25 protein-coding genes are annotated in these 26,433 nt (G+C 69.8%); 12 read left to right on the forward strand and 13 right to left on the reverse strand.

Going from position 1 to position 26,433, the window contains the following annotated elements; all coding sequences use genetic code 11:
• Positions 1-34: 34 nt before the first annotated feature.
• On the reverse strand, positions 35-547 hold the full coding sequence (locus ITX44_RS02560; protein WP_205355272.1) for an SRPBCC domain-containing protein: 513 nt from the start codon (positions 545-547) through the stop codon (positions 35-37).
• Between the two features lie 376 nt (positions 548-923).
• Positions 924-1,754, reverse strand: a complete 831-nt coding sequence (locus ITX44_RS02565; RefSeq protein ID WP_205355273.1) for a helix-turn-helix transcriptional regulator — start codon at positions 1,752-1,754, stop codon at positions 924-926.
• A gap of 119 nt (positions 1,755-1,873) precedes the next feature.
• Between ITX44_RS02565 and ITX44_RS02570 the strand changes: the two genes are divergently transcribed.
• Entirely contained in the window at positions 1,874-2,905 is a 1,032-nt protein-coding gene (locus ITX44_RS02570) for an amidohydrolase family protein (RefSeq protein ID WP_205355274.1), read from the forward strand.
• 35 nt (positions 2,906-2,940) lie between these two features.
• Here the strand turns inward: ITX44_RS02570 and ITX44_RS42515 are convergent, their stop codons facing one another.
• The 3 genes from ITX44_RS42515 to ITX44_RS02585 all read right to left on the reverse strand — a co-directional run bounded on the left by ITX44_RS42515 (position 2,941) and on the right by ITX44_RS02585 (position 4,831).
• Positions 2,941-3,147, reverse strand: coding sequence for an amidase family protein (locus tag ITX44_RS42515; RefSeq protein ID WP_205355441.1), 207 nt, complete (start codon positions 3,145-3,147; stop codon positions 2,941-2,943).
• Positions 3,148-3,299: 152 nt separating this feature from the next.
• Positions 3,300-3,887 carry a TetR/AcrR family transcriptional regulator gene (locus tag ITX44_RS02580; protein ID WP_205355275.1) on the reverse strand — a complete coding sequence of 196 codons (588 nt, stop codon included), beginning with the start codon at positions 3,885-3,887 and terminating at the stop codon, positions 3,300-3,302.
• Between the two features lie 20 nt (positions 3,888-3,907).
• Positions 3,908-4,831 carry a LysR family transcriptional regulator gene (locus ITX44_RS02585; RefSeq protein ID WP_205355276.1) on the reverse strand — a complete coding sequence of 308 codons (924 nt, stop codon included), beginning with the start codon at positions 4,829-4,831 and terminating at the stop codon, positions 3,908-3,910.
• Positions 4,832-4,927: 96 nt separating this feature from the next.
• Between ITX44_RS02585 and ITX44_RS02590 the strand changes: the two genes are divergently transcribed.
• Complete coding sequence (locus ITX44_RS02590; RefSeq protein ID WP_205355277.1) at positions 4,928-5,419, forward strand: GNAT family N-acetyltransferase; 492 nt, start codon at positions 4,928-4,930, stop codon at positions 5,417-5,419.
• Between the two features lie 215 nt (positions 5,420-5,634).
• Positions 5,635-6,375 carry an SDR family oxidoreductase gene (locus ITX44_RS02595; protein ID WP_307795046.1) on the forward strand — a complete coding sequence of 247 codons (741 nt, stop codon included), beginning with the start codon at positions 5,635-5,637 and terminating at the stop codon, positions 6,373-6,375.
• Positions 6,376-6,474: 99 nt separating this feature from the next.
• Here ITX44_RS02595 and ITX44_RS02600 read toward each other — a convergent pair whose 3' ends face one another.
• Positions 6,475-8,406, reverse strand: a complete 1,932-nt coding sequence (locus ITX44_RS02600) for a glycoside hydrolase family 2 protein (RefSeq protein WP_205355278.1) — start codon at positions 8,404-8,406, stop codon at positions 6,475-6,477.
• A 263-nt stretch (positions 8,407-8,669) separates the two neighbouring features.
• Between ITX44_RS02600 and ITX44_RS02605 the strand changes: the two genes are divergently transcribed.
• The 4 genes from ITX44_RS02605 to ITX44_RS42520 all read left to right on the forward strand — a co-directional run bounded on the left by ITX44_RS02605 (position 8,670) and on the right by ITX44_RS42520 (position 13,154).
• Complete coding sequence (locus ITX44_RS02605; RefSeq protein WP_205355279.1) at positions 8,670-9,737, forward strand: LacI family DNA-binding transcriptional regulator; 1,068 nt, start codon at positions 8,670-8,672, stop codon at positions 9,735-9,737.
• A gap of 210 nt (positions 9,738-9,947) precedes the next feature.
• Positions 9,948-11,276 (forward strand): extracellular solute-binding protein, encoded by a 1,329-nt coding sequence (locus ITX44_RS02610; RefSeq protein ID WP_205355280.1) that lies wholly within the window; start codon positions 9,948-9,950, stop codon positions 11,274-11,276.
• Positions 11,277-11,291: 15 nt separating this feature from the next.
• Positions 11,292-12,254, forward strand: coding sequence for a carbohydrate ABC transporter permease (locus ITX44_RS02615; protein WP_205355281.1), 963 nt, complete (start codon positions 11,292-11,294; stop codon positions 12,252-12,254).
• 12 nt (positions 12,255-12,266) lie between these two features.
• Positions 12,267-13,154 carry a carbohydrate ABC transporter permease gene (locus ITX44_RS42520; RefSeq protein WP_307795047.1) on the forward strand — a complete coding sequence of 296 codons (888 nt, stop codon included), beginning with the start codon at positions 12,267-12,269 and terminating at the stop codon, positions 13,152-13,154.
• A 70-nt stretch (positions 13,155-13,224) separates the two neighbouring features.
• On the opposite strand, the gene ITX44_RS02625 is transcribed toward ITX44_RS42520, so the two are convergent.
• Positions 13,225-14,187 (reverse strand): oxidoreductase, encoded by a 963-nt coding sequence (locus ITX44_RS02625; RefSeq protein ID WP_205355282.1) that lies wholly within the window; start codon positions 14,185-14,187, stop codon positions 13,225-13,227.
• A gap of 248 nt (positions 14,188-14,435) precedes the next feature.
• On the opposite strand from ITX44_RS02625, the gene ITX44_RS02630 reads away from it, so the two are divergent.
• Complete coding sequence (locus ITX44_RS02630; RefSeq protein WP_205355283.1) at positions 14,436-15,047, forward strand: lytic polysaccharide monooxygenase auxiliary activity family 9 protein; 612 nt, start codon at positions 14,436-14,438, stop codon at positions 15,045-15,047.
• 13 nt (positions 15,048-15,060) lie between these two features.
• Here the strand turns inward: ITX44_RS02630 and ITX44_RS02635 are convergent, their stop codons facing one another.
• From ITX44_RS02635 to ITX44_RS02660, 6 genes are all read right to left on the reverse strand, one after another.
• A complete protein-coding gene (locus tag ITX44_RS02635) occupies positions 15,061-15,594 on the reverse strand; it encodes a P-loop nucleotide/nucleoside kinase family protein (protein ID WP_205355284.1) in 534 nt (177 codons plus the stop codon).
• A gap of 71 nt (positions 15,595-15,665) precedes the next feature.
• Positions 15,666-17,360, reverse strand: a complete 1,695-nt coding sequence (locus ITX44_RS02640; RefSeq protein WP_205355285.1) for a dipeptide ABC transporter ATP-binding protein — start codon at positions 17,358-17,360, stop codon at positions 15,666-15,668.
• A complete protein-coding gene (locus ITX44_RS02645; protein ID WP_205355286.1) occupies positions 17,357-18,277 on the reverse strand; it encodes an ABC transporter permease in 921 nt (306 codons plus the stop codon). Before ITX44_RS02645 ends, ITX44_RS02640 begins: the two co-directional genes overlap by 4 nt.
• Positions 18,274-19,230 (reverse strand): ABC transporter permease, encoded by a 957-nt coding sequence (locus ITX44_RS02650; protein ID WP_205355419.1) that lies wholly within the window; start codon positions 19,228-19,230, stop codon positions 18,274-18,276. Before ITX44_RS02650 ends, ITX44_RS02645 begins: the two co-directional genes overlap by 4 nt.
• 74 nt (positions 19,231-19,304) lie before the next feature.
• Positions 19,305-20,918, reverse strand: a complete 1,614-nt coding sequence (locus ITX44_RS02655; protein ID WP_205355287.1) for an ABC transporter substrate-binding protein — start codon at positions 20,916-20,918, stop codon at positions 19,305-19,307.
• 58 nt (positions 20,919-20,976) lie between these two features.
• Positions 20,977-21,663 (reverse strand): response regulator transcription factor, encoded by a 687-nt coding sequence (locus ITX44_RS02660; protein ID WP_205355288.1) that lies wholly within the window; start codon positions 21,661-21,663, stop codon positions 20,977-20,979.
• A 460-nt stretch (positions 21,664-22,123) separates the two neighbouring features.
• On the opposite strand from ITX44_RS02660, the gene ITX44_RS02665 reads away from it, so the two are divergent.
• The 4 genes from ITX44_RS02665 to ITX44_RS02680 are packed head-to-tail and all read left to right on the forward strand — an operon-like array spanning position 22,124 to position 26,428.
• Positions 22,124-23,605 (forward strand): FAD-dependent monooxygenase, encoded by a 1,482-nt coding sequence (locus ITX44_RS02665; RefSeq protein WP_205355289.1) that lies wholly within the window; start codon positions 22,124-22,126, stop codon positions 23,603-23,605.
• A 2-nt stretch (positions 23,606-23,607) separates the two neighbouring features.
• Positions 23,608-23,934: a TcmI family type II polyketide cyclase gene (locus tag ITX44_RS02670; protein ID WP_205355290.1), complete on the forward strand. Its 327-nt coding sequence runs from the start codon at positions 23,608-23,610 to the stop codon at positions 23,932-23,934.
• Positions 23,931-25,211 (forward strand): beta-ketoacyl-[acyl-carrier-protein] synthase family protein, encoded by a 1,281-nt coding sequence (locus ITX44_RS02675; protein WP_205355291.1) that lies wholly within the window; start codon positions 23,931-23,933, stop codon positions 25,209-25,211. Before ITX44_RS02670 ends, ITX44_RS02675 begins: the two co-directional genes overlap by 4 nt.
• Complete coding sequence (locus ITX44_RS02680) at positions 25,208-26,428, forward strand: ketosynthase chain-length factor (protein WP_205355292.1); 1,221 nt, start codon at positions 25,208-25,210, stop codon at positions 26,426-26,428. The genes ITX44_RS02675 and ITX44_RS02680 overlap by 4 nt, the downstream gene beginning before the upstream one ends.
• The last annotated feature ends 5 nt before the right edge of the window (positions 26,429-26,433 follow it).

Below are 26,433 nucleotides of genomic sequence, written 5' to 3' on the forward strand. Positions count from 1 at the left end.
CCGGACGCCCGGAGACCGGCGCTCGGCCTACGCCCTACGCGACCGTGGGCTTGTGGTTGTGAACTTCCGCCTCTGCGGCACGGGCGAGGCGCTCGACCCAGTCCTGGTGATAGCGGTAAAGCGCACCGGGATGCTTACGTCCGAGTTCCTCGACGAAGAAGGGGCCCTGCTGTGTTTCCTCGGTCAATACGTGACAACCATTGTCCGTGGGCGTGATGACCCACCCGTGGTACGCGCTCGAACCTGTTTCGTCGTCGTCGACTGTGGTCTCCCACGCAAGCCTGGTGAACGGCTCGTACTCCGTCACGTGGAGACTCATGGGAAATCCCACCGTCACCCGGCTGAACCTGGTCCCCGGAGCCAGTTCCGAATCGCCGGCCAGGATCTTGACGCGGTCTTCGGGAGGGAAGTAGCTCGACCAGTTCTCGGCGTCGACGAGCAGCTTCCATACCACTTCAGGCGGTGCCTTCACGTCGATGTCATTGAGCGCGTAGAGAGCCGACGACTTGGGGTCGTACCGTTCGGGCCAAATCACCTTGTCATACATCGGCCGTCTTTCCTTTCTGGGTGTGCTGCTGAGCGCACTTCGACGCGCCTCGCGCGTCAACCGGCCTGATTTTCACGCTCGGTCGCCACCTTGGCGAGCGCCGAGCATCGAGCGGAACAGTCACATGGTGTGCGGCATGTGCCATGGGCCTCTCCTTCGCTCTGCGTGAGCCCCTCGCCGGGCCTGGCGAGACGGTCTCGTGGGTGAGAGCAACCAGGGGCTCGGATGGCTTCCCTCAATCACCGTCATGCTTCGAAGGTTTGCGATAAGATCCATGGATGGCTTTCGGCGCGCACTGGAGTGCCAGCGCGGTCAGCCACGGCGTTCCGGGAGCGAGAACGCCCGGCCGGCGTGCACGTCGCGAATACCGGGAGGGTCAGCTCGAAGGCGCGGCATCCCTGAGCCGGACCAGTCTGTCGTGATCCTGCGAGCCGGGCGCGGCATGGTAGATCATCAGCCGCAGTGCGTTGGGGCCGTCGATGGCCAGGTTGTCCCGGGTCAGGGTGAGCCCACCGACCAGGGGGTGGGCGAACCGGACCGGAGGCCGGTCCACCATGTTGACGACGGCGTGGCGTTCCCACAGTTCGCGAAAGCGGGTGTCGCGCGCCGACAACTCGTCGACGAGTTCGCTCGTGCGCTGATCCCCCGCACTGGCGGCGATCGAGGTGCGGAACGAGGCGACCAGGTGAGCGGCAACCAGGTCCCAGTCGGCGAACAGGTCGCGCTCGTCCGGATCGAGGAACACCGACAACAGGCGGTTCCGGCCGGGCCGCAGTGCCGGCGAGAGCGCGCGGGCCAGGGCATTCGACGCGAGGACGTCGAGATGCTCGTCCTGCACGAAGGCGGGCAGGCCCACCGCCTCCAGCAGCCGTCCGATGCTGGCCGGGACGGCCACCAGCCGGGGGTCGTCCACTGGCCTGGTCGGCGGCCGACCCAGTGCGAGCAGGTGTGCCGTCTCGGTCGGGTCCAGCCGCAGTGCACGCGCGAGGGACTCCAGCACCTGCTCGGACGGATGCCGGTCCCGGCCCTGTTCCAGGCGCAGGTAGTAGTTCGAGCTGATGCCGGCGAGCAGTGCGACCTCTTCGCGACGCAACCCGGCCACGCGACGCGGTCCAAGTCCCTCGAGCCCGACGGCGCCTGGCGAGACGCGTCCGCGGCACGTGCGCAGGTATGCCCCGAGCAGGTTGTTCCGGTGCATACCAAACATCCTATGCGTGGGTGACCCTGTCGTTCCCAGGAAGAGCAGGGGCCGGCATGCCTCTCCGGCATCTCCGTAGCGTCTGTGGAGATCGGGCACAACACACCGCTGGAGAAGGGAAACGTGCGATGCCGGACACCAAAGGCCAACGCGTCATCGCGGTCGAGGAGCACTTCGCGACCGCGCGGTTCTGGGAGCGGACGGCGGACCAGCCGGCACTTCCCGGCGAGGATGCCGAGCGTGTGTACTCCCGCAGTTTCATCGCCAATGAGTTCATCAGCCGGCGGCTGACGGATCTGCGGACCCGCCTGGAGGAGATGGACAGGACGGGCGTCGACGTGTCGGTCCTCAGCCTCAATCCTCCCGGTGTCCAGCTCTGGTCCGACACGGCGATGGCGACGTCCCTGGCGCGAGAGATGAACGATGTGCTCGCCGACATGGTCGCCGGCAACCCGACCCGGTTCGCCGCGCTCGCCGCCGTCGCGCCCCAGGACCCCGAGGCGGCGGCCGAGGAGATCCGGCGCGCCACCGGGACGCTGGGGTTCGGTGGCGTGCTGATCGGCTCGCACACCGGTGGGCGATACCTGGACGAGCCGGAGTCCGAGCCGATTCTGGCCGCCATCGAGGAGACCGGCAGCACGCTGTACCTGCATCCGCGGATGCCGAGCCCGCAGATGCTGGACCCGTTCAATCCCTACGGCCTGCAACAGGCGATCTGGGGCTTTCAGGCCGAGGCCGCCACGCACGCGATGCGCTTGATCCTCAGTGGTGCCTTTGACCGGCACCCCGACCTGCGCATGGTCCTCGGTCATCTCGGCGAGGGCATCCCGTACTGGCTCTGGCGTACCGACAATCTCCACGCGAAGACGTACGCCTGGGCGCGCGACGTGCTCAACATGGTCAGGCTCGAACTCAAGCCCAGCGAGTACTTCCAGCGCAACGTCTGGATCACCACCAGCGGCATGTTCGACCACGACGCCCTGGACTACTGCCTGGCCAAGGTCGGCGCCGAGCGGGTGTTGTTCGCGGTCGACTACCCCTACGAGGACAGCGACGTCGCCACCCGGTTCCTGGCCGAGGCGAACCTCGACGACGAACAGCGGGCGGCCATCAGCCACCGCAATGCCGAGCGACTGTTCCGCGTGCCGCCGGCCGCATGACAGCGTCGCCGCCGGACGTACCCGATGACGGCCGGTCAGATCGTGGGGTGCTGGTCGCGGACCGGGCTGAGCGACTCCAGCAGCGCGGCGATGTGCAGGACTGTCGACTCGGAGTGCCAGCTCGCCGCCAGTTCCACGCCGATCGGCAGGCCGTCGCTGCTGGTGCCGAACCGCATGGACAGCGCCGGGAGTCCGGTCAGGTCGAACGGAATGGTCGCTGTCTGGATGTGGGCGGCATCCACCGTCCGGCCGTTGACGGTGAACCGGGAGAGTCCCCAGCGAGTTCGCTCGCGTCGGAGTGTATGAGGTCGGTCGTCATGAGGTCCGTAATGGACCGGTCTACTAGTGAGAGCCTGCTGCCCGGACCGGTGTGTCCCAGGCAGCAGAGGGCCTGTCAGGTGTGGAGGACCTGGCGAGTGACTGTCATCGCACGGTCGAGATGGTGTGCGCTGCGATGAATCTTCGCCATCATGCTCGCTCCGAGCCACAGGTCGTAGAGAGCCTCGGCCGTCGTGCAGGGGCTCTCCTCGACGGACACGGACCCATCCGCGATGCCGGCGGTGATCATCCGCTCCAGGCGGTCGACGATCGCGGTGGTCCCGGCTTTCGTCGCCACCCTCATCACCTCGGAGAGGTCGGCGACCTCCGCGCCGAGCTTGACGACCAGGCACCCGCCCTGGCAGTCGTCCGCTGCCTGCGTGTCGTGGAATCTCTGCCAGTAGCTCATCAGGTGCTCGGCGGAGTTCTTGCCCTTGTCGGCGACGATGCCGTCCATGGTCGCGAGGTAGTCGTCGAAGTAGCTCTTCATCATTGCCTCGCCGAAGGCGTCCTTGGAGGCGAAGTAGTGGTAGAAGGACCCCTTGGGGACACCGGCCGCGGCGAGGACCTCATTGATGCCGACCGCGGCGTAGCCCTTCGCGGCCACGATCCGCCGTGCGGTCTCCAGAAGGCTCTGGCGCGTCTCCACCTTGGTGACTGGCATGCGTGCACCGTAACACCGGATTAGACCGGTCGTCTAGACGGGGCGAGAGGCCGGGCCGGGCCCCCGGCGGTGGATGCCGCGGTGAAGGCTTGTACGAGGGGGCGGTCGTCTCCTCGGCGGGTGGCCATGAAGATCTGGCTCACTGTGGGCGGTCCGTCGAGTTCGAGCCTTCGGGCGCCCGGGGGCAGTGGTGCGGTGACGCTGTACGGGGCGATGGTGACACCGAGGCCGGCCGCGACGAACGTGACGATGGTGTGCCAGTGCGAGCACTCCTGCGTGACCTGGACGTCGATGCCGGCGTTCCGCAACGGCTGCGTGTTCGTGTCGAACGCCTTGGGTCCCGCTGAACGCGGGAAAAGGATCAGAGGGTCGGCGGCCAGCGCCCGCGCTTCCACCCGGTCACCCTCGGCGGCGGGGTGGTCCGTGGGGACGACGGCAACGAACCGTTCCGATGCCAGGAGAGAGAGGTCGATGTCGTCCCGCTGCTCGGCGTCCCGGACGATTCCGACGTCGGCTGTGCCTCGCTCCAGGGCCGTCAGGACATCGGTGGTGAAGCCGTCGTGCAGCTTGACCTGGACCTCGGGGCGGCGGCGGGAGAATTCGCGGAGGTGCTCGCCGACGATGGTGGTGGCGGAGGTGATGAAGGCGACGTCCAAGCGGCCGGCCTCGCCACGGCCGACGCGCCCGGCCTCGTCGAGGTCGGCCGCCAGAGTGTCCAGAAGACTTCGAGCCCGTGGCTGGAACGCCGCCCCCGCTTGTGTGAGGCGGACGCTCCGGGAGGTCCGCCGGAACAGCTCGACGCCGACGATCGTCTCAAGCTGTCTGATCTGCTGGGACAGGGCGGGCTGCGCGATGTGCAGCCGATGGGCGGCGCGGCCGAAGTGCAGTTCCTCGGTCAGAGCCAGGAAGTACCGCAGATGGCGGAGCTCGATCCGTCGATCCATAGGAGCAGCTTATTGATGGGCGCTGGGGTTCGTATTGGACATATGGGTGAGTATGGCCGGAGGCTGTGGGGCGCCACCGGAAAGGGAGTCCGCCCCATGTCGTACGCCTCTGCCCCCGTCGAGATCTCCTCGATCGCCTCACAACGTGACGCCGACGCGTTCTACGCGCTCAACGAGGAGTGGATCTCGCGCCTCTTCGTCCTGGAGGACGAGGATCGAGCCGTGCTCGGTGATCCGTTCGGCCGCATCGTGGCATCGGGTGGCGACGTACTCGTGGCCAAGGAGCCGGGCGATGGGGCTGTGGTCGGCTGCATCGCACTTCTGGCCTATCCGGATGACGTGTTCGAACTGGCGAAGATGGCCGTGGTTCCCGCCACGCAAGGACGCGGCATCGGCCGCCTGCTCATTGCCGCGGCGATCGACCGAGCCAGGGCACTCGGTGGGACACGGCTGTTCCTCGGCACGAACACCAAGCTGGCCCCCGCCATCCACCTTTACGAGGACGCGGGGTTCGTCAGAATCCCCCGCAACCGTCTGCCCGTGTCCGACTACTACGCCCGCGCCGACGTCCTCATGGAACTGATGTGAACTCCCCGGCCGGCCCCCCGGCGCCGGTCAGGGCCGAACATGTGCTGATCGGACCGGGGGAGCCGTAGGTCTCGGCTTCCGCTGACCCTTCCGGCATGAGGAGAATCTATCGCAACGCGTACTTCTATCGATGAACGGACGGGAAGTGCGGGTGGCTCCCCGGCTGTTGGACTGTCCGACGAGGACGGGTGTACCGCCTGTCCTGCGGAAATCCCGTGGAGCATTCGATGCCGTATTCCTTGAAGGACAAACGCGTTCTGATCGTGGGAGGCGGCTCCGACATCGCTGCCGCCCTGGCCACCGATCTCCTCCAGGAAGGCGCGCGGGTCACGCTCGCGGGCCGGAACGTCGAGAAGACGGCCGCCGCGGCGAAGGCCCTCGGGGATGCCGTCCGGTCTGTCGCACTCGACCTCTCGAGCGAGGAGTCGATCCGGGCGGCCGCGGACCAGGTCCGGGCCGCCGGCGGGCTGGATCATCTCGTCAGTGTCGCCACGGAGCGCGGCAACGGGCCGGTCGCCTCCCTTGAGCGCGGCGCGCTGCTCGCGGCCTTCGATGCCAAGGTCGTGGGTCCGATCCTGCTGGCCAAGCACTTCTCGGGGTTGATCGCCGAGGAGGGGTCGCTGCTGTTCTTCTCGGGCCTGGCCGCGTGGCGGCCGTCGCCGGGACTTGTCGCGATGGCGGCCACCAACGGCGGCGTGAGCACTCTTGTGTCCGCTCTCGCGGTCGAACTGGCGCCCACGCGTGTCAACGCCATCTCGCCCGGCGTGATCGACACGAGCAACTGGGACGCCGTCGTGCCCGACAAACACGAGTTGTTCCGACACATCGCCGCCTCCGCGCCGGCGCGCCGTGTCGGGGCCCCCTCCGACGTCTCGGCTGCCGCCTGCGCGTTGTTGATCAACCCGTACATCACCGGCGAGACCCTCCACGTCGACGGTGGAGCGCGCTGGTCCTGATCTGGGCCTTGCCGGACGCGCCGGCCCGACGATGTCGCACATGGGCGGTCACGCCTGGTCGGCGGGCATGTTGGCGGCCCACGTTCCGGCCGGATGCGGTCAGGCCGGGGCCGACGGGTCTTTGAGGCCGGTGACGATCCGGTGAATCGTCTCCAGCGGCAGCTTGGGCGTACCGTCGGGGAAGAGGAGGCCGTTCGTCTCCTGGGCGGTGTCCATGAACTGCGTGTAGCAGAAGCCGGCGACCAGCGGGCTGTCGCGCAGTGCCGCGAACAAGTCGCTGAGCAGCGCAGCGTACTGCGTGTCGGAGCTCGTGCGGGTGTACGAGAACTCGCCCTCGTCGGCGGCCAGCGACAGCCCGCCGAACTCGGTGATCATCAGCGGCGCATCGCCCGCCGCGTACCGTTCGGTCTGGCCGGCGGTGACCGACAGCCGCCGCCCCTGCGGCCCGAGACCGGTCAGCTGGGCCGAGAAGCCGGCCGTGCCGCCGTAGCGGGCGGTCAGCACCTGCGGGTCGCCGCTGTAGTCGTGGACGCCGAGGATGTCGCTGTCGGTGTGCTCCCACCCCTCGTTGGAGACCACGGGCCGACTCGGGTCGACGGCCCGGGTGAGGTTGGCCAGCGCGATCGAGTAGTGCCGCTGCGCGGTGTCGTGGGCGATGTCGGAAGCGCCCCAGCTCTCGTTGATCGGCACCCAGGTGACGATCGAGGGGTGGCTGCGGTCGCGCCGCACGATCTCCAGCCACTCCCGGGTCAGCAACTCCACGGCGTGCGCGCTGAATTCGTACGCCGCGCCGGTCTCGCCCCACACCAGCAGGCCGAGCCGGTCGGCCCAGTGGAGGAAGCGCGGGTCCTCCACCTTCTGGTGGATGCGTACCGCGTTGAAGCCCATGGCCTTGATCAGCTCGACCTCGCGCCGCAACTCGTCGCTGCCACGGCTGGCCAGCAGGGTGTCGGTCCGGTAGCCCTGGTTGAGCACCGAACGCACGTAGTAGGGACGGTCGTTGAGCAGGAAGGCCCCACCGCCGACCCCGACGCTGCGCAGCCCCACGTAGCTGTCCACCATGTCGACGGGGGCGGCGGGGTCCGCCGAGCCCACCACTTCGCCCGTACCGGCGCCTGCCTCCCGCACGGTGACCCGCGCGTCCAGCAGGACCGGCCGCTCGGGATGCCACAGCAAGTCCTCGCGGTCGATGCCGTTGCCGAGCGCGGGTATCACCACGTCCACCCGGGCCCGCGGGGTGCCGACCACCGCCGAGGTCTCGGCGAGTACCCGGCCGTCGAGGCTGAGCACGATCTCCACGGCCACCGGGCGCTGCGGGGTTCGGGCCAGCGTCACCTCGGCCAGTACACCGCGCGCCGGGTCGGCCGTCCAGGCCAGGTCGGCGATGTGCTGTACGGGTACGGTCTCGGCCCACACGCTCTGCCAAATGCCGGTGGTCCGCTCGTACCAGACGGCGTGCGGGCGGTCCCGCCAGTCCTGCTTGCCGCGCGGCTGGGCGAGGTCGGCCGGGTCGTCCTCGGCGCGGACGACCAGCACGTGCTCGGTGGCGCCGGGGCGCAGGGCGTCCGTCACGTCCGCGGTGAACGGGGTTTGGCCGCCGATGTGTTCGGCCACCAGGCGGCCGTCGAGCCAGACCCGGGCACGGTGGTCGACCGCGCCGAAGTGGACCAGGGACCGCTCGCCCGCGGCCGGCGCGAGGACGGCGTGCGGGATGCGGCGGCGGTACCAGACGACCCGGTGCGGCGCGGTCTCACCGATGCCGGAGGCGGGCGCCTCCGGCGGGAAGGGCACGGTGATCCTGCGGTCGAAAGGGTCGGGGGCGGACGGATCGGACGTACTGAGCGCCCCGGAGGGGCCGGCGGCCGCCGCGGGTCCGGGTGCTGCGGGTCGCGCGTCGTCGCCGAACCACGCTTCGCGCTCGCCGGCGTCGGCGTCGTCGTACCCGAAGTCCCAGACGCCGTCGAGGCTGTGCCACCGCTCCCGGCGCAGCATCGGCCGCGGGTACGACCCGTCCTGCCGGCTCACGCTCATGAGTCCCTCCTCCTGCCATCCGCTCTCGCTGTCGCAGTTGCGCTTGCTGTCGCTGTGCGTCACGCGTTTCGGCGGCCGCCCGGGTACGAGCCCGCGTACTAGAATGAGACGCTGCTCGTGATGATCAGTCGGTTCATGATGAGTGAATGTTTGCATCGATGCAAGAGCGGGCCGGCGGACCGCCGAACCTCGGCGGGAGAGCCGGGCCGACGCGAGCCGGTGCCGGGAGCGGGACGAGAGGGCGCCAAGTGGCCAAGGTGCGGATGCGTGACGTGGCCGAGCACGCGGGCGTGTCGGTGCGCACCGTCTCCAACGTGGTCAGCGGCTACCCCCATGTGAGCCCGGCCACCCGCGCCCGGGTGCAGCGTTCGCTCGACGAGCTGGGCTACCGGATGGACTACCTCGCCCGCGGCCTGCGCTCGGGCCGGACCGGCTTCGTCGCCCTGGCCGTGCCCTTCCTCGCCGAGCCGTATTTCGCCGAACTCGCCCAGGCCGTCGTCAAGGCCGCGGCCCGTCGCGGTGTGACGGTGCTGATCGAGTCGACCGGCGGCGACAGCGAGGTCGAGCGGCGCATCCTGGCCGGCGGCCTGACCAATGTTGCCGACGGTGTACTGCTCAGCGCGCTGACCGTGCCCCCCGAAGCCGCCGCTGTCCAGCCGGACTTCCCGCTGGTGCTGCTCGGCGAGCACGGCGTGGGCGACCGTTTGCCGCGGGTCGGGATCGACAACGTGGCCGCCGCCCGCACCGTGGTCGAGCACCTGCTGGACCAGGGCTGCCGACGGATCGTCGCGCTCGGCCGCAACGGCAGCGAGAACGGCCGGCAGCGTACCGAGGGCTACCGCCAGGCCCTGGCCGCGGCCCGGGTGCGCCCGGTGAACTGGCTCGTGGTCCCGGTCGACGACTGGACCAGGAAGCAGGGTTACGACGCCGTACGCCGGCTCCTGGACGGCAGCGGGCCGCTCCCCGACGCTGTGTTCGCCTTCAACGACGCGCTGGCCATCGGCGCGCTGCGGGCCCTGGACGCGTCCGGCGTGCGGGTGCCCGGGGAGGTCGCCGTCGCCTCGATCGACGACGTCCAGGAAGCCGCCTACGCGCACCCTCCGCTCACCTCGATCGCCCCTGACCTGGACGTGATCGCCGAGCGTGCGCTGACCCTGCTGGAGGAGCAGGCCGCGTCGCAGGACGCGGGACCCGCCGGGTCCGCACCGGACGCGGCGCCCTTCCGTCTGGTCGTCCGCGAGTCCTCGCTGCGCGCGCCCAACGCGCCCAACGTGCCCTCCGGCCGTGAGGCCTCCCCGCGCCTGGCGTCCGCGGGTGAGGGCGGCCAGTAGCCGCTTTGCTCTTCGGGTGCGGCCGCCGCCCCGCGCGGAAGCGTGCCCCGCGCGAGCGGGGCGCGAGCCCGCCGTGGGGCAGCTCTCAGCGCGCGGGCCCCCTGCGCCCCGTTTCGGCCGCGGCTATTGCATCGATGCAAATCGTGTGCCAAGGTTCCCGCCAATTGGTTCACACCGAATTAACGAGGTGAATGCCCAATGAGCGGCGCGATGGCGCGTCGACGGTTCCTCGGCCTCGGCGCGGGTGCGGCACTGAGCGCGGGACTGGCGGCATGCTCCTCCCCGCTGGCCTCCGGCCTGGCCGGTGCGCAGCCGGACACCGCGGACGTCATCTTCTGGAACCTGTTCACCGGCGGTGACGGCGCCAACATGGTGCAGATGGAGCAGGACTTCCGGAAGGCGCACCGGGGGGTGACCGTCGAGGCCACCATCCTGGGCTGGGGGAACCCGTACTACACCAAGCTCGCGCTGGCCACCGCGAGCGGTACGCCCCCGGATGTCGGCATCGCGCACCTGTCGCGGCTGCCGCTGCTGGCCGCGGCCGGCCTGCTGGAGCCGGTGTCCCGTACCGGTGTCATGGAGCTGGGCGTGACCGCCGACCGTTTCACTCCCGCGGCCTGGCAGAAGGCCGGCGTGAACGGCACGGTGTACGCGGTGCCGCTGGACACCCACCCCTTCGTGCTCTTCTACAACGTGGACCTGGCCCGCAAGGCCGGCCTGCTCAATGCCGCGGGCGACGGCCTGAAGGACATGAAGGGCGGCGCCGACTTCACCGACGCGGTCAAGGCGATGAAGGACGCCAGCGGCCACTACGGCGCCGTGATGTCGATCACCGCCGACCCGTCCACCGCATGGCGCTGGTTCAGCATGGTCTACTCGGGCCTGGCCGGACCGGTGGTCAGCGACGCCGGCACCAAGGTCTCCGTCGACGACGAGGCGATGCGCGAGACGTTCGCCTTCCTGCAGAGCCTCACCAACGGCGGCCTGATGCCCAGCGAGCTGAACGGCTCCGGCGCCAACGCGCTGTTCAGCACCGGCAAAGCCGGCTTCCTGTTCGACGGCGAGTGGCAGATCCCCTCGTACCGCCTGGTCAAGGACCTGCGCTTCAACGTCGTGCCGTTCCCCGCGCTGCTCGGCCCGAAGCCGGTGGCGTACGCGGACTCGCACGCGCTGGTCGTCCCGCACAACCCGCGGCGCTCGGCGGCCCGTACCGCGAACGCGGCGCGGTTCATCAAGAGCCTGCTGGACGACAGCGCGGTGTGGGCGGGCGGCGGTCACATACCGGCGTGGCTGCCGACGCAAACCAGCAAGGCGTTCCTGGACCAGACCCCGCAGCGCAACTACGTACAGGCGGCGTTCGACGCGCATTACGACCCGCCGGCCTGGTACACGGGCGCCGGGTCGGACTTCCAGAACACCGTGGGCGCCACGATCATCGAGGCCCTCGCCGGGCGGACCAGCCCCAAGAACGCCGTCGCCGCGATGCGCTCGGACCTGAAGCGGTACACCACGACGCGACCTCCGGTCACGATGAAGTAGGAGGCTGACCCACCCATGACGACCGCCGTCGCGACGCGATCGGTCCCCGAACCGGTCGCCGATACCGCGCCCGACCGGCCCGCGGACTCCGGGCGCCGGGCCGGGCTGCTGCTCAGCGCCCCCTTCCTCATCGTCTATCTGCTCTTCCTGGTCGGCCCGCTGGTGGTCGGCATCGTCCTGAGCTTCTTCAACACCACCACGGTCAAGAGCGGGCTGGGCGGCTGGGTGGGGCTGTCCAACTACACGAAGGTGTGCCGGGACCCGCTGTTCTGGGACGCGATGTGGCACTCCGTGCTGTTCACCCTGTTCACCACCCCGCCCCTGGTGGTCCTGGCGCTGGCGGCGGCCGTACTGGCGAGCCGGATGCGTCGCGGCCGGGTCTTCTACCGGATCGCGTTCTTCGCGCCCTACGTGGTGCCGTCGTCCGTGGTCGCGCTGATCTTCCTGTGGATGTACACACCGCAGGTCGGCCTGTTCACCAAGGTGTTCAGCGGTCTGGGCCTGCCTGTGCCGGACTTCATCGGCAGCACCTCCGGCGGCTGGACCGCGGTGACGCTGATGACCCTGTGGTGGACCTTCGGCTTCAACTTCGTGCTCTACACCGCCGCGCTGCAGGACATACCGACCGATGTGTACGAGGCGGCGGCCATCGACGGCGCGGGCCCCTGGCAGCAGATCCGTACGATCACCGTTCCGTTGCTGGCCCCCACCACCAGCCTGGTGCTGATTCTGCAGATCCTGGCCTCCCTGAAGGTCTTCGACCAGATCTACCTGCTGCTCGGCGGCGGCCCCAACCAGTCCACGCGGCCGGTCATCGAGTACATCTACGACACCGGCTTCACCTCGTACCGCGGCGGTTACGGCGCCGCTGCCACCATGGTCTATTTCGTCATCATCGTCGCGGTCTCGGCAGCCTGGTACGGGCTGCGCAGGTGGCGCGCGGCCGACACCGCGGCCCCGGCCGGCACCGCGGCCTGAGCGGAGGACAGCGTGACCACCACCATCATCACCACCGCGCCGGGCCGGAGCGCCGGCGGGACGACGAAGGCGGCCGGGGTCGACGGGCCGAGGCTCTTCAACCGGCTGTGCGCGACCTGCCTGACCCTGTTCGCGCTGATCTGGCTGGTTCCGTTCTTCTGGGCGCTGGCCACCTCGCTGCGCTCGGACGGGTCGATCACCCAGCATCCCACGTCGCCTTTCGCCGGGGGCTGGTCCTTCCATGCGTACTCGTACGCGTGGGACCACTACCCGATCGGCTGGTGGTACCTCAACAGCCTGGTGATCTCCCTCCTCGCGGTCGTGTTCACGGTCGGCTTCTGCTCGATGGCCGGATTCGCCCTGGCCTTCCTGCGGTTCCGCGGCCGGGGTGTGATCATCGCCCTGGTCACGGCCGGGCTGATGCTGCCCACCGAGGCGCTGGTGCTGCCGCAGTTCATCGAGTACCGCTCGCTGCACTTGTTGGGAACCTACTGGGCGCTGGTGCTGCCGTCGATCGCGGCTCCGGTGTCGGTCTTCGTCTTCCATGCCTTCTTCCGCGGCATCCCGACCCCGCTGATCGAGGCCGCCCGGATCGACGGCGCGAGCTGGTGGCGGGTCTACGCCTCGGTCTGCATGCCCATCAGCCGCCCGGCCGCCGCCACGGTCGCCATCCTGACCTTCATCAACTCCTGGAACGCCTTCCTCTGGCCGCTGCTGGTCCTCAACCAGACCAAGTCCCAGACCATCCCCGTCGGCCTGGCCTCCCTGGTCAACAACAGCAACATCCAGTACGCCGAGGTGATGGCCTCCTCAGTCCTCGGCTTCCTGCCCCTGATCGCGGTCTTCCTCGTCTTCCAGCGCCAGATCACCCAGGGCATCGCGACGACTGGCATCCGGTAGCGGAGGTGTGCCGCTGGAGGGAACTCGCCGCGTTGGACGAGAGCGGTCGTGAACCTGGTGCCGCAGCGGCTCAGAACGCGTTGATCCCGGTCAGCTCGGCCGACATGGTCCACAGGCGGGCTGCGGACTGCGGGTCGGCTCCCCACGGGTGCAGGCCGCGGCGCATCGCGTCCGGGGCCTGCGGGTCGACGATCTCCGCGACCTCGCAGTCCTCGAGGTAGACCCCGCCCATGCCGTCGAGGGCGGGTGCGGTCGCTGCCCAGGCCGCCGTCGCCGCCCCGGCCGGCGCCGACTTCCACTGGATCAGGTCGTTGCCGTCCTGGTCGACCCAGCCGAGCGCCACTTGGTCCGCCGGCTCGACGTAGCGCTGGAGGTTGGTGCGGATGCCCCCGGGGTTCAGCGAGAACGCACGGACCCCGAAGGGCTCGGCGAGCTTGTCGAGGTGCAGGGCGAACAGGATGTTCGCCGTCTTCGACTGGCCGTAGGCCTGCCACCGGTCGTAGCCCCGCTCGAAGTGCGGGTCGTCCCACCGGATGTCGGAGAACTTGTGGCCGCGTGAGGAGAACGAGACGATCCTCGCCCCGCCGTCGGCGACGATCGCGGGCCACAGCAGGTTGGTCAGCGCGAAGTGGCCGAGGTGGTTGGTGGCGAACTGGAGCTCCCAGCCGAGGCCGACGCGGGTCAGCGGTGGCGCCATCACCCCCGCGCAGTTGATCAGGTAGTCGACGCTGCGGCCGCGTTTGAGGAACCGTTCCGCGAACGCCCGCACGGAGTCGAGATCGGACAGGTCGAGCCGCTCGACTTCGACCTGCTCCATCCTGGCCAGCTCCTGGCGGGCCTGGACGGGGCGGCGGGCCGGAACGAGCACGGTCGCGCCCGCGGCGGCCAGTGCGCGGACATCCTCGAGGCCGACCCCGGAGTAGCCGCCGGTGACGATGGCGAACCGGCCGGTCAGATCGAGTCCGTCCAGTACCTCTCGGGCGGTGCTGGCGGCGCCGAATCCGCTGCCGATCGGCTTCTGTGTACTGGTCATGATCCCGAGTGTAGGAAGCGCGGAGCGCACCAGCCGTTAGGCATCAGGGGATGTCTCGTGGGATTGGCGGCGGCACGCCGATCTCCAATCGGTGACACTACGTAGATATCGCTTGCGCGGAATGTAGCATAGGGTGACCTTGTGCTCCGGTGCGGCCGCAGAAGGCAGCGCTCTGCTGCCGTGCTCTGAACCCTGCCGTGAGCGCACATCACCGTTGCCCAGCGCACCGGCGGCGAACGGAGAAAGACATGGCCATCGAGGACCGCACAGAGGCCGCTCCCCGGCACGGGCGGATGACGCACCCGCGCTCCCGCGCGGACATCGAGTTCAGCGGCGGCTGGCCGGCCAACGCTCTGGAAGCGGGCAAGTTCTTTCCGGCGACCCAGGTCGGACTGGCCGACCCGGACGCGCCGACGGACGTTCGCAGCGGGCCCAAGCCGGTACCGCCGGACGGGCGGATCGCCAGTGGCGGAAGCGAGCCGGACGCGGTCAGGCTGGACGAGGTACGCGACTGGCCGAAGGTCGATCTGCAGTCGGGCGCCGAGGTTCCGTTCCAGTGGAGCTTCTCGGCCAAGCACAAGACACGCCGTTACAACTACTTCGTGACCAAGGAGGGCTGGGACCCCGCGGCGCCGCTGAGCCGCGCCCAGTTCGAGCCCGAGCCGTTCGCGACGTACAAGCCGCACGGAGACACGCCGCACCCGCAGATGCCGGACCCGTCCCAGGACCCCCACTTCGACCAGCCGCACACGATCCGGCTACCGGAGCGTTCGGGCTACCACGTGATCCTCGGCGTGTGGGAAGTCGCCGACACCGGCCATGCCTTCTACCAGGTCATCGACGTGAACTTCCGCCAGTAGACCCCGCCCGGAATCATTTCGGGTCAGGGGTGTGTGGAGCTCGCTGGTGGTGATCAAGCTGGTGGAGCAGTGAGGCGAGTGATTCCCGCGGGGCTTGTCCGGCCGTGTCGATGACGATGTGTTCCCGGTCCCACGGCTCGTACTCGCGGTCGAGGACCTGCTGCCAGTCGGGCAACGGCAGGTCGGGGATGTCGATCGATCGCGTGGTTACGCGGTCTCGGTGCTCGTCCGTGTCCGAGCAGACGACTTCCACCTCCACGACGGGGACGGCTGCCTCGGTGCCCGCGTGGTGCCAGCCGTCGCGGGTGACGGCCAGCGGATTCACCGATTCCGCGATCACGGTGAGTCCCTGCCGCAGATGCTCCTCGGCCAGGGCGTATCCGACGACGTAGCCGGCCGCCCCGACGGGGTGCTGCGCCAGCCCGGAGCGCACGATGGCCTGTTCGATCGTGTCGACACGTAGGTGGACTGCGGCGAGACGCACGGCCAGAAGCCGCGCCAGTGTCGTCTTGCCAGTGCCGGGCAGTCCGCCGATGACGATGAGCATATGGACATGCTGCCCGCTCGGACTCCAGGAGTTGAGGCCGGTGTGGATTCCCGGGACGCCGAGGGGGTCCGTCACCGGGCGGAGCGACCCGGCACGGCGGCCAGGAGTTCTTGGGTGTAGGCGTGGAAGGGTGACGCGAAGACCTTTTCGACCGGGCCGGTCTCGAGGAGTTTTCCCTGGTGCATCACACCGACGCGGGAGGCGATCTGCCGCACGACCGCCAGATCGTGCGAGATGAAGAGGCAGCCGAGTCCCAGGTCGTTCTGGAGGTCCACGAGCAGGTCGAGGATCTGTGCCTGTGACGACACGTCCAGGGCGGAAACCGGCTCGTCGCACACGAGCAGGTCCGGGCCCAGTGCCAGTGCGCGAGCGATGGCGACGCGTTGCCGCTGGCCGCCGGAGAGCTCGGCCGGCCGCCGGCCCAGGAGCGCGGCGGGCAGGCGTACCTGGTCGAGCAGGGCGGTGGCCTGTCGGGAGCGTTCGGCGCGGGTGCCGATCCGGAAGGCGCGCAGCGGCTCGGAGACGATCTCGGCGATGGACATGCGGGGGGACAAGGAGGCGTAGGGGCTCTGGTGCACCACCTGCATCCGCCGGCGCAGACGGCGCAGTTCGCCGCCGTCCAGGTGGGTGATGTCCTGCCCGTCGAAGATCACGCGGCCGGACGTCGGGTCCGTGAGCCGTACGAGCATCCGCGCGGTGGTCGACTTGCCCGATCCCGACTCACCGACGAGGGCGAGCGTCTCCCCGCGTCGGATCCGCAGGCTGACGGAGTCGACGGCCCTCCGCCCGGTGCGCCGTTCGCCTCGCCGGGCGCTGAACTCCTTGACCAGATCCTCGGCCACGACCAGATCCCCCGATGCGGTCGCCGGATTCCCGGCCACGGCTGAAAGGTCCCGATCATCCAGTGGGGTGACCGCGGGTACCGGCCGGGGGCGCGGTGCACCGCCGTTCTCCCGGAGTGCCGCCCCGGGGTGGCCCAGGCCCGGGACCGCAGCCAGCAGACCTCGGGTATAGGGGTGACGGGGCGAGTCGAGGACCTGCCGCACCGGGCCGGTCTCCACGATCTCGCCGCGCGACATGACGGCGACACGGTGCGCGCGGTCCGCGGCGACGCCGAGGTCGTGGGTGATCAGCAGGACCGCTATGCCCCTCTCGCGGGTCAGCGTCCCGATGTGGTCGAGGATCTTCCGCTGGACGGTCACGTCCAGCGCGCTCGTGGGCTCGTCGGCGACGATCAGCCGGGGACGTGCGGCGAGTGCGATGGCGATCAGTACCCGTTGGCGCATGCCGCCGGACAGTTCGTGGGGGTACTGGCGGGCGACCTGGGCCGGTTCGGCCAGCCCCGCCTCCTGGAGCAGTTCCACGGCCCGACGGCGTGCGGCCGGCCGGTCGGCCAGCCGGTGGATGATCAGGGGCTCGGCCACCTGATGCCCGACGCGCTGCACAGGGTTGAGCGAGACCATCGGATCCTGCGGGATCAGGCCGATCGTTCGGCCCCTCAGCCCGCGCAGGGTGCTCTCGTCGGCGCGGGCCAGGTCCGCGCCCGCGAATGTCATGGAGCCCGCGTCGACGGAGCCGCCGCGCGGCAGCAGGCCGGTCACCGCGTGCGCCACCGTGCTCTTCCCGGAGCCCGATTCGCCGACCAGCGCCACGACCTCGCCCGGCAGCACGGACAGGCCGATTCCGCGTACCGCGGGCACTGTGCCGGCCCGGGTCCGGTACGAGATCCGCAGATCCCGGATGTCCAGCAGCGGTTCGCCGGTCATCGTGCCTCCCTGTCGTCACCGTCGAGGGCGCGGGCGATGCGGTTCGCGGCCAGCACGGTGGCCGCTATGACGAGCCCCGGCAGCGTGGTCAGCCACCAGGCGGTGGCGAGGTAGTTTCGGCCGTCCGAGACGAGCGAGCCCCATTCGGGGGTGGGCGGCTGTGCGCCGTAGCCGAGGAAGGAGAGCGACGACACCTGGAGGATGACCGCGCCGAAGTCGACGGCCGCGTAGACCAGGACGGGCCCGGCGGCGTTCGGCAGCACGTGCCGTACCAGCACGGCCGGCCACCGGGTGCCGGATGCCCGCGCGGCTTCGACGTACGCGGAACGCGCGATCTTCATCGCCTCGGCGCGCATGATCCTCGCGAAGGTCGACACGCTGGTCACGCCGACCGCGAGGGCGACTTCGACCGTGCCGAAGCCCAGCGCCGTCACCAGCGCGAGTGAGAGCAGCAGGCCGGGGATGGACAGGAGGACGTCGGTGAACCGCATCAGCGCGTCGTCCACGGCGCCCCCGCGATAACCGGCCAGCAGGCCCGCCAGGGAGCCCACGAGGAGTCCGACGGACACGGCGAGCACGGTCGCCTGAAGGGTGAGGAAGGAGCCGTGCACCACGCGGGCGAACAGGTCGCGGCCGAGCTGGTCCGTACCGAAGGGGTGGCCGGCGCCGGGGGGCAGGAGCTTGTCCTGCGGAGCGGCGGCCAAGGGGTCGCGCGAGGTGAGCAGGTCCGGGAAGAAGGCGGCCAGCAGGACGCCCGCGATCAGGAGGACGGACAGCACCAGGCCCGGCCGGAGCAGCCAGAACCGGACGTGGTGAGGGATCCGCGAACGCCGCTCCGGCAGGTCCGGGGCGGCGGCCGGCGGAACCTCCTGGCCGGGGCGCGGAGTGCCGGCGCCGGGAATGCTCAGTCCGGTCATGCCGCCACCGCCGGCCTCGTCGTCGTGATGATTCGCGGATCCAGCAGCGGATGGACGAGGTCGACGGCGAGGGATGTCAGGACGAACGTGACGGCCCCGAGGATGACCACCCCCTGGACGACGGGGATGTCCTGGGCCGTCACGGCCGCCGCTGTCTCGCGCCCGATCCCCGGCCGGGCGAAGACGGTCTCGACGACCACGGCCCCGGCCAGGACGTTGCCGGCCATGATGCCGACGAGCGTGAGCGGCGGAATCGACGCGTTGCGCACCGCGTGCCCGAAGAGGACCCGCCGCCGGCTCGCCCCCTTGGCCAGCGCCGTCTGGATGTACGGTTCGGCCAGCGCGGTCCGCAGGCTCTTCGCGAAGACCTGGGCGATCAGCGCGGCAGCCGGCAGCGCCAGCGTGACGGCCGGCAGTACCAGTGCGGAGAAGCCCTCGTCGCCGAAGGCCGGGAAGATCCGCCAGTGGAACGACAGGAGCTGTACCAGCACCAGACCGACCCAGAAGGTCGGTGCGGACACGCCCAGGGACGGCAGCGACAGCAGGAGCTGTCGCAGCCATCTGCGCCGGGTCGAACTGCCCAGCAGCGCAACGGCGCTGCCCAGTACCAGCGCCAGCAGCATGGCGCCGGCAGCGAGTTGGGCCGTCGTCGGGAGGGCCTGCCGCAGCAGGTGCGTCACCGGGACACCGCTTTGCACGGACCGGCCCAGGTCGCCGTGGACGGCGTGCAGGAGCCGCGTGGCGTACTGTTCGGCCAGCGGCTGGTCGAGCCCGTACTGGTGGCGCAGCGCGTCGGTCTGTTCCCGGGTGACGGTGGTCGCGTCGCCCCCTCCGGCGGCCATGATCGTCGCCGGATCGCCGGGCAACAGGTACAGCACGCCGAAGGACACCGTGTAGGCGGCCCACAGCACGAACACGGCCTGGAACAGCCGCCGTAGGAGGTAGTGCCTCATCATCGCCTTCGGAACGCCGGGTCGGGACAGGGCTGGTGTGCGCCGGGGCGGCGCGGGCACGGCGGGTGAACCGGTCAGGAGAGCCAGGCGTCGTGGAACTGCACCTGGGAGGAGGAGCCGAGGCTGACGTCGTGCACCCGGGCGCTCAGCGCGTACACGCTGGTCATCTCGAACACCGGGATCTGGTAGGCCTGTTCGAGCACTCGTCGCTGGGCGGCGGCGACGTCTTCGGCGCGCTTCGCCGGGTCCGCCGCGGAGGACTGCGCGTCCAGCAGCTTCTCCAGCTCGGGGTCCTGGACGCGGGAGAGGTTGAGCAGCTTGCTGGAGAACGCCGTGCGCAGGATGTCGGGATCGGCCCTGGTGCCGTTGCCCCACGCCAGGTCGTAGTCGCCGCTCTTCTGGGCCTGCTGGTAGTCGGCGATGGTCAGGATCCTGAGCGTGACGCCTATGCCGACCTTCTTCAGCTGCTGCTGGACGAGCTCCAGAACGGACTGGTTGGGCCCGAAGTTGGGCGCGAGGATGACCTTGAGATCAAGTTTCACGCCGTTCTTCACGCGGATGCCGTCGGGGCCGGGGGTCCAGCCGGCCGCGTCCAGGATCTGTTCCGCGCGCGCGGGATCGTGGGCGAGGAGCCCGGAGTTGTCCCGGTAGTCGTCGGTGGTGCTGGACAGCGAGCTGGTGGCCGGGAGATAGCTGCTGCTCAAGATGGTGTCGACCACCTGCTTGCGGTCGACGGCGATCTCCAGCGCCCGGCGCACGGCGATGTCGCCGGCCTCGGGTCGTGCGGCGTTGGCGCTCAGCGCGACGGGTACACCGGGATTGGACCGGGCCAGCAGTTTCTCGCCCTGCGCCTTGAGCCCGGCCTCGTCCTGCGGTGCGACACCGCCGATGGCGTCGATCTGCCCGGACTCAAGACTGCCGGTGCGCACTCCGGACTCCGGGACGACCGTGAAGGTGATGGCGTTCAGGTACGCGGGGCCGGTGTGCTTCCACAGGGAGGAGCCGCCCGTGTAGTTCGCACGCCGGCTCAGTTCCACCGACCGGCCGGGTGTGTAGCGGTCCAGCAGGAACGGCCCGGAGCCGACCAGCGGCCCGGTGCACAGGCTCTCGGCCGACCGCTCGAGGCTGGCGGGGCCCAGCAGGCCGAGTGTCGTGGTGGACGTGGCCTGGAGGAACTGGGCGTTGGGATGGTCGAAGACGACCTTGGCGGTGTGGGCGTCGACGACCTCCGTGCCGCGGTAGCCGCTGAGATAGCCGGAACCGAAGATCGACTTGGCTCCCAGTTTCACGACGGCGTCGAAGTTCGCCTTGACCGCCAGCGCGTCGATGGGCGTGCCGTCGCTGAAGGTCGCGCCGTCGCGCAGGTGGAAGGTGAAGGTCGACGCGTCCTGGCTGACCTGCCAGGACTTGGCGAGCCAGGGGACGATCCTGCCCGTCGTCGGGTCCTGGTCGGTGAGGGAGTCCACCAGGCCGCGGGCCGCGTAGACCGCGTCGTTGGTGGCCGCCTGGTGCGGGTCGACGCAGAGCGGGTCCGATCCCAGCGCGAAGGTCAGGTGGCCGCCCGCGCGCGGTCTGGAGGAGCCCGCTCCGGGCGAGGGCGTCGATGAGGACGAGGAGCAGGCGGCCAGCACGAGAGACAGGGCGACGGCCGTGGTGAACAGGCTGAGGGGGCGGCGTGAGCCGGACATGGGGAAGGCCTTTCCGGGCGAGAGGTGGTGCGTGGGTGGACGGATACGGATGGGACGGTCAGCCGTGTCCCATCCGGAACCCGATCCCGCGGAGTGTGACGATCCAGCTCGGGTCGCCGAGCTTCTGGCGCAGCGCGCTGATGTGCGTGTCGATGGTGCGGCTGGCCCTGGCACTCAGCGGCCGGCCGTCGACCGGGTAGTCCCAGACGTCGGCCATGAGCTGAGCACGCGAGAAGACGGTCTGCGGGTGTGAGGCAAGGTGGACGAGCAGGCGGAACTCGATGCGCGTCAGCTGGATCAGCCGGCCGTTGAGCCGTGCCTCCCGGGTGTTCGGATCGATGCACAGGGAGCCGATCACGATCACCTGCGATCGCCCGTAGGCGGTCGGAGGGGACGTCGAGCGCCGCAGGACGGCCTCGATCCGCGCGAGGAGCTCACGAAATCCGAATGGCTTCGCCATGCAGTCGTCGCAGCCGACCTGCAGGGACAGGATCCGGTCGAGATGGGTACCGGGATCCGTGAAAGCAATGATGGGTATGTCGCTCGCGACTCTCAATAAGCGGCACACCTCCAGGCCGTCGATGTCGGGGAGCGCGAGGTCGATCAGGAAGAAGTCGAACTTCGGATACTTCTCCAACGCCTCCGCTCCCGTGCCGCACTGTTCGGTGTCAAATCCGTGGCGATGCAACTCGGCACTCAGGCTGTCGACCCCGACCGTGTCGGAATCAGCTACCAGTACCCGCATGGTCCCCAAGCTTCTGTGAAAACAGCTCGAATTTCCTTACGCAGGTTAGCGGCCCTCCGGCGTTGGTCAAAGGTTCACTGAGACATTTCATACTCCTGCAAGGTTCCCGCAACGCCTGCGCATGAGTGCAGTTGAGCGCCGAGGGGATGCGGAGAAGCGTCAAGAAACCTGTACTTCCCTTAACGAAGTCCTGAGTTTCCGCGGCCTTCCGGAGCGGGTCCCGACAGGTGCACGTGACCCCGGAATGTCAGGTTCCGCTCGCGCGTGTTTGACATTCCCTTGATGGGTTCTTTCGGATACCCTTTACATTTTTGCTTGAGTTCTGCACGGGTTGTGGCGGACGATATTCGGGTCCGGCGGAGACCTGGGCGAACCTTTCCGGGCCCTTGTGGGCCGCGGTGCACGGTCAATCCGAGGGAGTATTCATGTGCGAGTGCCCCCGAAGAGACGGGAGAGGTGTATGAGTGGTTCGGTCATCATTTCCGGAGCCGGGCCGGCCGGGCTCGTACTCGCCGGGGAACTACGACTGGCGGGCATTGATGTCGTCGTTCTGGAACGACTTTCCGGACGTACCGCGGAATCCCGCGGAATCGGATTGAACATCCGTACCGTCGAGACGTTCGCCCAGCGCGGGCTGCTCCGCCGGTTCGGCGCCGTCCAGACCAGCGAACGCGGCCACTTCGGCGGTGTCCCGCTCGACTTCGGTGTCCTGGACGGCCCGTACCGGGCCGCCAACGCCGTACCCCAGTCCGTCACTGAGACGGTCCTGGAGACGTGGGCGCTGGAGTTGGGGGCCGACATCCGACGCGGCCACGAATTCCGCTCCTACCGGGAGGAGGGCTCGTCCGTCGTCGTACGCGTCGGGACCCCTGCCGGGGAGCGGACCCTGCGGGCGGACTACCTGGTCGGCGCCGACGGAGGACGCAGCAGTGTCCGCAAGGCAGCCGGCTTCGACTTCCCCGGCACCCCGGCCACCACCGAGCTCCTGCTCGCGGACATCCGGGGCATTGAGGTGACGCCCCGGACGACCGGTGAGCTGCTGTCCGGCGGAATGGCCATGTCCGCGCCGCTTCCCGGCGGCATCCATCGCGTCATCGTCGGCGAGCGGGGCGCGCCACCGCGCAGGCGCGGCGGTCCGCCGTCGTTCGCGGTAGTCGTCGACACCTGGAAGCGGCTCACCGGGGACGACATCTCGCACGCCGAACCGGTGTGGGTGAGCGCCTTCACCGACGCGGCACGGCAAGCGGCCGAGTACCGGCGCGGCCGCGTCCTGCTGGCGGGCGACGCGGCCCACATCCACCTGCCGGCGGGTGGCCAGGGCATGAACACCGGCATCCAGGATTCGGTGAACCTCGGCTGGAAGCTCGGCGCGGTCCTGCACGGCACCGCACCGGACTCCCTGCTGGACACCTATCACAGCGAACGGCACAAGGTCGGCGAGCAGCTCCTCGCCAACACCGCAGCCCAGAGCCAGTTGATCCTCGGCGGGGCGCAGGCACAGCCGGTTCGCGACGTCCTCGCCGAGCTGATCCGCTACGAGGACGTCAGCCGCCATCTCGCCGCCAAGGTCAGCGGGCTGGCGATCAGGTACGACGTCGGACCCGGCCCGAACCCCCTGCTCGGGGCACGCATGCCGCACCTGGAGCTGACCGTGCGGGGGCGTCCGGCCAGCAGCACCGCCCTGCTCCACGCCGGACGCGGCGTGCTGCTGGACCTGGCGGACAACCCGCACCTGCGCCGCCGCGCGGCGGGCTGGCGTGACCGGGTCGACATCGTCACCGCCGCCGCCCGCGGTGACGGGACCCCGCTCGACGGCACGACCGCGGTGCTGATCCGCCCCGACGGCTATGTCGCATGGGCCGGACCCGGCAGCCACCACGACCTCCCCACGGCATTGGACCGCTGGTTCGGCCCCGCCCGACGCGAATCCGAAAAGAGGTAGACATGCACAGCACACTGATCGTCGCCCGCATGGAACCGGGCTCCGCCGACGACGTCGCCGGAATCTTCGGCGCCTTCGACGCCACCGATATGCCCCACCTCATGGGCACCCGCCGCCGTGAACTCTTCTCGTACCGGGGCCTGTACTTCCACCTTCAGGACTTCGACGGCGAAAACGGCGGCGAGCTGATCCAGAGCGCCAGGACCGACCCCCGGTTCATCCGGATCAGCGAGGACCTCAAGCCGCACATCGAGGCCTACGACCCCGCCACGTGGCGTTCCCCGGCCGACGCGATGGCCCGCCGCTTCTACCACTGGAGCGCGTCGTGAGCCCGACGGACGGCCGGCGGGTCGTGATCACCGGGGTCGGCGTCACCGCTCCCGGCGGCATCGGAGCCAAGAACTTCTGGCAACTGCTGACCGACGGACGGACCGCCACGCGGCGGATCTCCTTCTTCGACCCGTCGCCCTTCCGCTCCCAGATCGCGGCCGAGGCGGATTTCGACCCCGAGGCGTCCGGACTCTCCCCGCAGGAGATCCGCCGGATGGACCGGGCCGCGCAGTTCGCGGTGGTCACCGCCCGTGAGGCGGTCGCCGACAGCGGACTGGACTTCGCCGGTCTGGACCCGCATCGCGTCGGCGTGACCATCGGCAGCGCCGTCGGCGCGACCACCGGGCTGGACCAGGAGTACCGCGCGGTCAGCGACGGCGGCCGCCTGGATCTCGTCGACCACGCCTACGCCGTTCCCCACCTCTACAACTTCCTGGTGCCCAGCTCCTTCACGACGGAGGTCGCCTGGGCCGTCGGCGCGGAGGGCCCCGGCACCGTCGTGTCCACCGGGTGCACCTCCGGTCTCGACGCCGTCGGCTACGCGACGGACCTGATCCGGGACGGAGTCGCCGACGTCGTCGTGGCCGGGGCGAGCGACGCTCCGATCTCCCCGATCACCGTCGCCTGCTTCGACGCGATCAAGGCCACCACGCCGCGCAACGACGATCCGGAACATGCCTCGCGGCCGTTCGACGCGAGCCGTACGGGTTTCGTCCTCGGCGAGGGGGCGGCCGTCTTCGTCCTGGAGGAGCTGGAGAGCGCACGCCGCAGGGGCGCGCACATCTACGCCGAAGTCGCTGGTTACGCGACCCGGTCCAACGCCTTCCACATGACCGGGCTGCGCCCGGACGGCGCGGAGATGGCCGAGGCCATCCGCGTGGCGCTCGACGAGGCCCGGATCGCCCCTGAGGGGATCGACTACATCAACGCGCACGGCTCCGGCACCAAGCAGAACGACCGGCACGAGACCGCCGCCTTCAAGCGGAGCCTGGGTGACCACGCCTACCGGACGCCGGTCAGCTCCATCAAGTCGATGGTGGGCCACTCGCTGGGCGCCATCGGATCGATCGAGGTGGCGGCATCCGTCCTGGCGATGGAACACGGCGTCGTGCCGCCCACGGCCAATCTGCACAACCCGGACCCGGAATGCGATCTCGACTACGTGCCGCTGACCGCGCGCGACTGGCGGACCGATGCCGTGCTGTCGGTCGGCAGCGGATTCGGCGGCTTCCAGAGTGCCGTGGTGCTCGCCCGGCCCGATCGGAGCAGCCGATGAACGCCCACCCCGTGGTGACCGGGCTCGGCGTGGTCGCGCCCAACGGCCTGGGCCTGGAGGAGTACTGGGCGGCGACGCTCGAAGGCCGCAGCGCCATCGGACGCATCACCCGCTTCGACCCGTCCGACTACCCGTCGCGGCTCGCCGGTGAGATCGGGGCGTTCAGCGCGCGGGAGCACCTGCCCAGCAGGCTGCTGCCGCAGACGGACCGGATGACCCAACTGGCCCTGGTCAGTGCCGACTGGTCCCTGCAGGACGCCGGGATCGATCCCGGCGAACTGCCCGACTATGCCGCGGGGGTGATCACGGCCGGCCACTCCGGCGGCTTCGAGTTCGGCCAGAACGAGCTGAAGGCGCTGTGGAGCAAGGGCGGCCGATACGTCTCCGCCTACCAGTCCTTCGCCTGGTTCTACGCCGTCAACAGCGGGCAGATCTCGATCCGCCACGGTCTGCGGGGCCCCAGCAGCGTGGTCATCAGTGACCAGGCCGGCGGTCTCGACGCACTCGCCCAGGCCCGGCGCCAGGTCCGCAAGGGGACGTCGCTCGTGGTGGCCGGTGCGGTCGACGCGTCGATCTGCTCATGGGGATGGGTCGCCCAGTTGGCGAGCGGCCGACTGGCCACCGGGGACGACGTGGAGCGGGCCTATCTGCCCTTCGACTCCGATGCCCGCGGCCATGTGCCGGGCGAAGGAGGTGCGTTGCTGGTGGTCGAGGACGCGGAGCACGCACGTGCGCGCGGCGCGGGGAAGGTCTACGGCCAACTCGCGGGACACGCCGCCACCATGGATCCCCGGCCGGGCAGCGGACGGGCGCCGGGCATCGAGCGCGCGATCGAAGGGGCACTGCGGGACGCCGGGGTCTCACCCGCCGAGGTGGACGTGGTCTTCGCGGACGCCGCCGCCATCCCCGAACTCGACCGTGCCGAGGCCGAGGCCATCACCAAGACGTTCGGGCCGCACGCAGTCCCGGTGACAGCGCCCAAGACCATGACCGGGCGGCTGTACTCGGGCGCCGCGCCCCTGGACGTCGCCGCCGCCCTGCTCAGCATCCGCGACGGTGTCATTCCGCCGACCATCGGTACCTCCCGCGCCGACCGGTACGACATCGACCTGGTGGTCGGCACCCCCCGCCCCGCGCCGGTGCGTACCGCCCTGGTGCTGGCCCGCGGCCACGGCGGATTCAACTCGGCGCTGGTCGTACGCGCCGTCGGCCGCTGAGCCGG

It is taken from the genome of Actinacidiphila acididurans (assembly GCF_016918855.1).
Lineage (GTDB): Bacteria > Actinomycetota > Actinomycetes > Streptomycetales > Streptomycetaceae > Actinacidiphila > Actinacidiphila acididurans.

Bases quoted from the DNA above. Each gene is read 5' to 3' on its own strand.
- ITX44_RS02645 (WP_205355286.1), bottom strand. From the start codon at position 18,277: ATGACCGGACTGAGCATTCCCGGCGCCGGCACTCCGCGCCCCGGCCAG.
- ITX44_RS02660 (WP_205355288.1), bottom strand. From the start codon at position 21,663: ATGCGGGTACTGGTAGCTGATTCCGACACGGTCGGGGTCGACAGCCTG.
- ITX44_RS02605 (WP_205355279.1), top strand. From the start codon at position 8,670: ATGCGTGACGTGGCCGAGCACGCGGGCGTGTCGGTGCGCACCGTCTCC.
- ITX44_RS02655 (WP_205355287.1), bottom strand. From the start codon at position 20,918: ATGTCCGGCTCACGCCGCCCCCTCAGCCTGTTCACCACGGCCGTCGCC.
- ITX44_RS02640 (WP_205355285.1), bottom strand. From the start codon at position 17,360: ATGACCGGCGAACCGCTGCTGGACATCCGGGATCTGCGGATCTCGTAC.
- ITX44_RS02580 (WP_205355275.1), bottom strand. From the start codon at position 3,887: ATGCCAGTCACCAAGGTGGAGACGCGCCAGAGCCTTCTGGAGACCGCA.
- ITX44_RS02650 (WP_205355419.1), bottom strand. From the start codon at position 19,230: ATGAGGCACTACCTCCTACGGCGGCTGTTCCAGGCCGTGTTCGTGCTG.
- ITX44_RS02615 (WP_205355281.1), top strand. From the start codon at position 11,292: ATGACGACCGCCGTCGCGACGCGATCGGTCCCCGAACCGGTCGCCGAT.
- ITX44_RS02680 (WP_205355292.1), top strand. From the start codon at position 25,208: ATGAACGCCCACCCCGTGGTGACCGGGCTCGGCGTGGTCGCGCCCAAC.
- ITX44_RS02600 (WP_205355278.1), bottom strand. From the start codon at position 8,406: ATGAGCGTGAGCCGGCAGGACGGGTCGTACCCGCGGCCGATGCTGCGC.
- ITX44_RS02630 (WP_205355283.1), top strand. From the start codon at position 14,436: ATGGCCATCGAGGACCGCACAGAGGCCGCTCCCCGGCACGGGCGGATG.
- ITX44_RS02565 (WP_205355273.1), bottom strand. From the start codon at position 1,754: ATGTTTGGTATGCACCGGAACAACCTGCTCGGGGCATACCTGCGCACG.
- ITX44_RS02635 (WP_205355284.1), bottom strand. From the start codon at position 15,594: ATGCTCATCGTCATCGGCGGACTGCCCGGCACTGGCAAGACGACACTG.
- ITX44_RS02590 (WP_205355277.1), top strand. From the start codon at position 4,928: ATGTCGTACGCCTCTGCCCCCGTCGAGATCTCCTCGATCGCCTCACAA.
- ITX44_RS02585 (WP_205355276.1), bottom strand. From the start codon at position 4,831: ATGGATCGACGGATCGAGCTCCGCCATCTGCGGTACTTCCTGGCTCTG.
- ITX44_RS02665 (WP_205355289.1), top strand. From the start codon at position 22,124: ATGAGTGGTTCGGTCATCATTTCCGGAGCCGGGCCGGCCGGGCTCGTA.
- ITX44_RS02670 (WP_205355290.1), top strand. From the start codon at position 23,608: ATGCACAGCACACTGATCGTCGCCCGCATGGAACCGGGCTCCGCCGAC.
- ITX44_RS02560 (WP_205355272.1), bottom strand. From the start codon at position 547: ATGTATGACAAGGTGATTTGGCCCGAACGGTACGACCCCAAGTCGTCG.
- ITX44_RS02570 (WP_205355274.1), top strand. From the start codon at position 1,874: ATGCCGGACACCAAAGGCCAACGCGTCATCGCGGTCGAGGAGCACTTC.
- ITX44_RS02610 (WP_205355280.1), top strand. From the start codon at position 9,948: ATGGCGCGTCGACGGTTCCTCGGCCTCGGCGCGGGTGCGGCACTGAGC.
- ITX44_RS02625 (WP_205355282.1), bottom strand. From the start codon at position 14,187: ATGACCAGTACACAGAAGCCGATCGGCAGCGGATTCGGCGCCGCCAGC.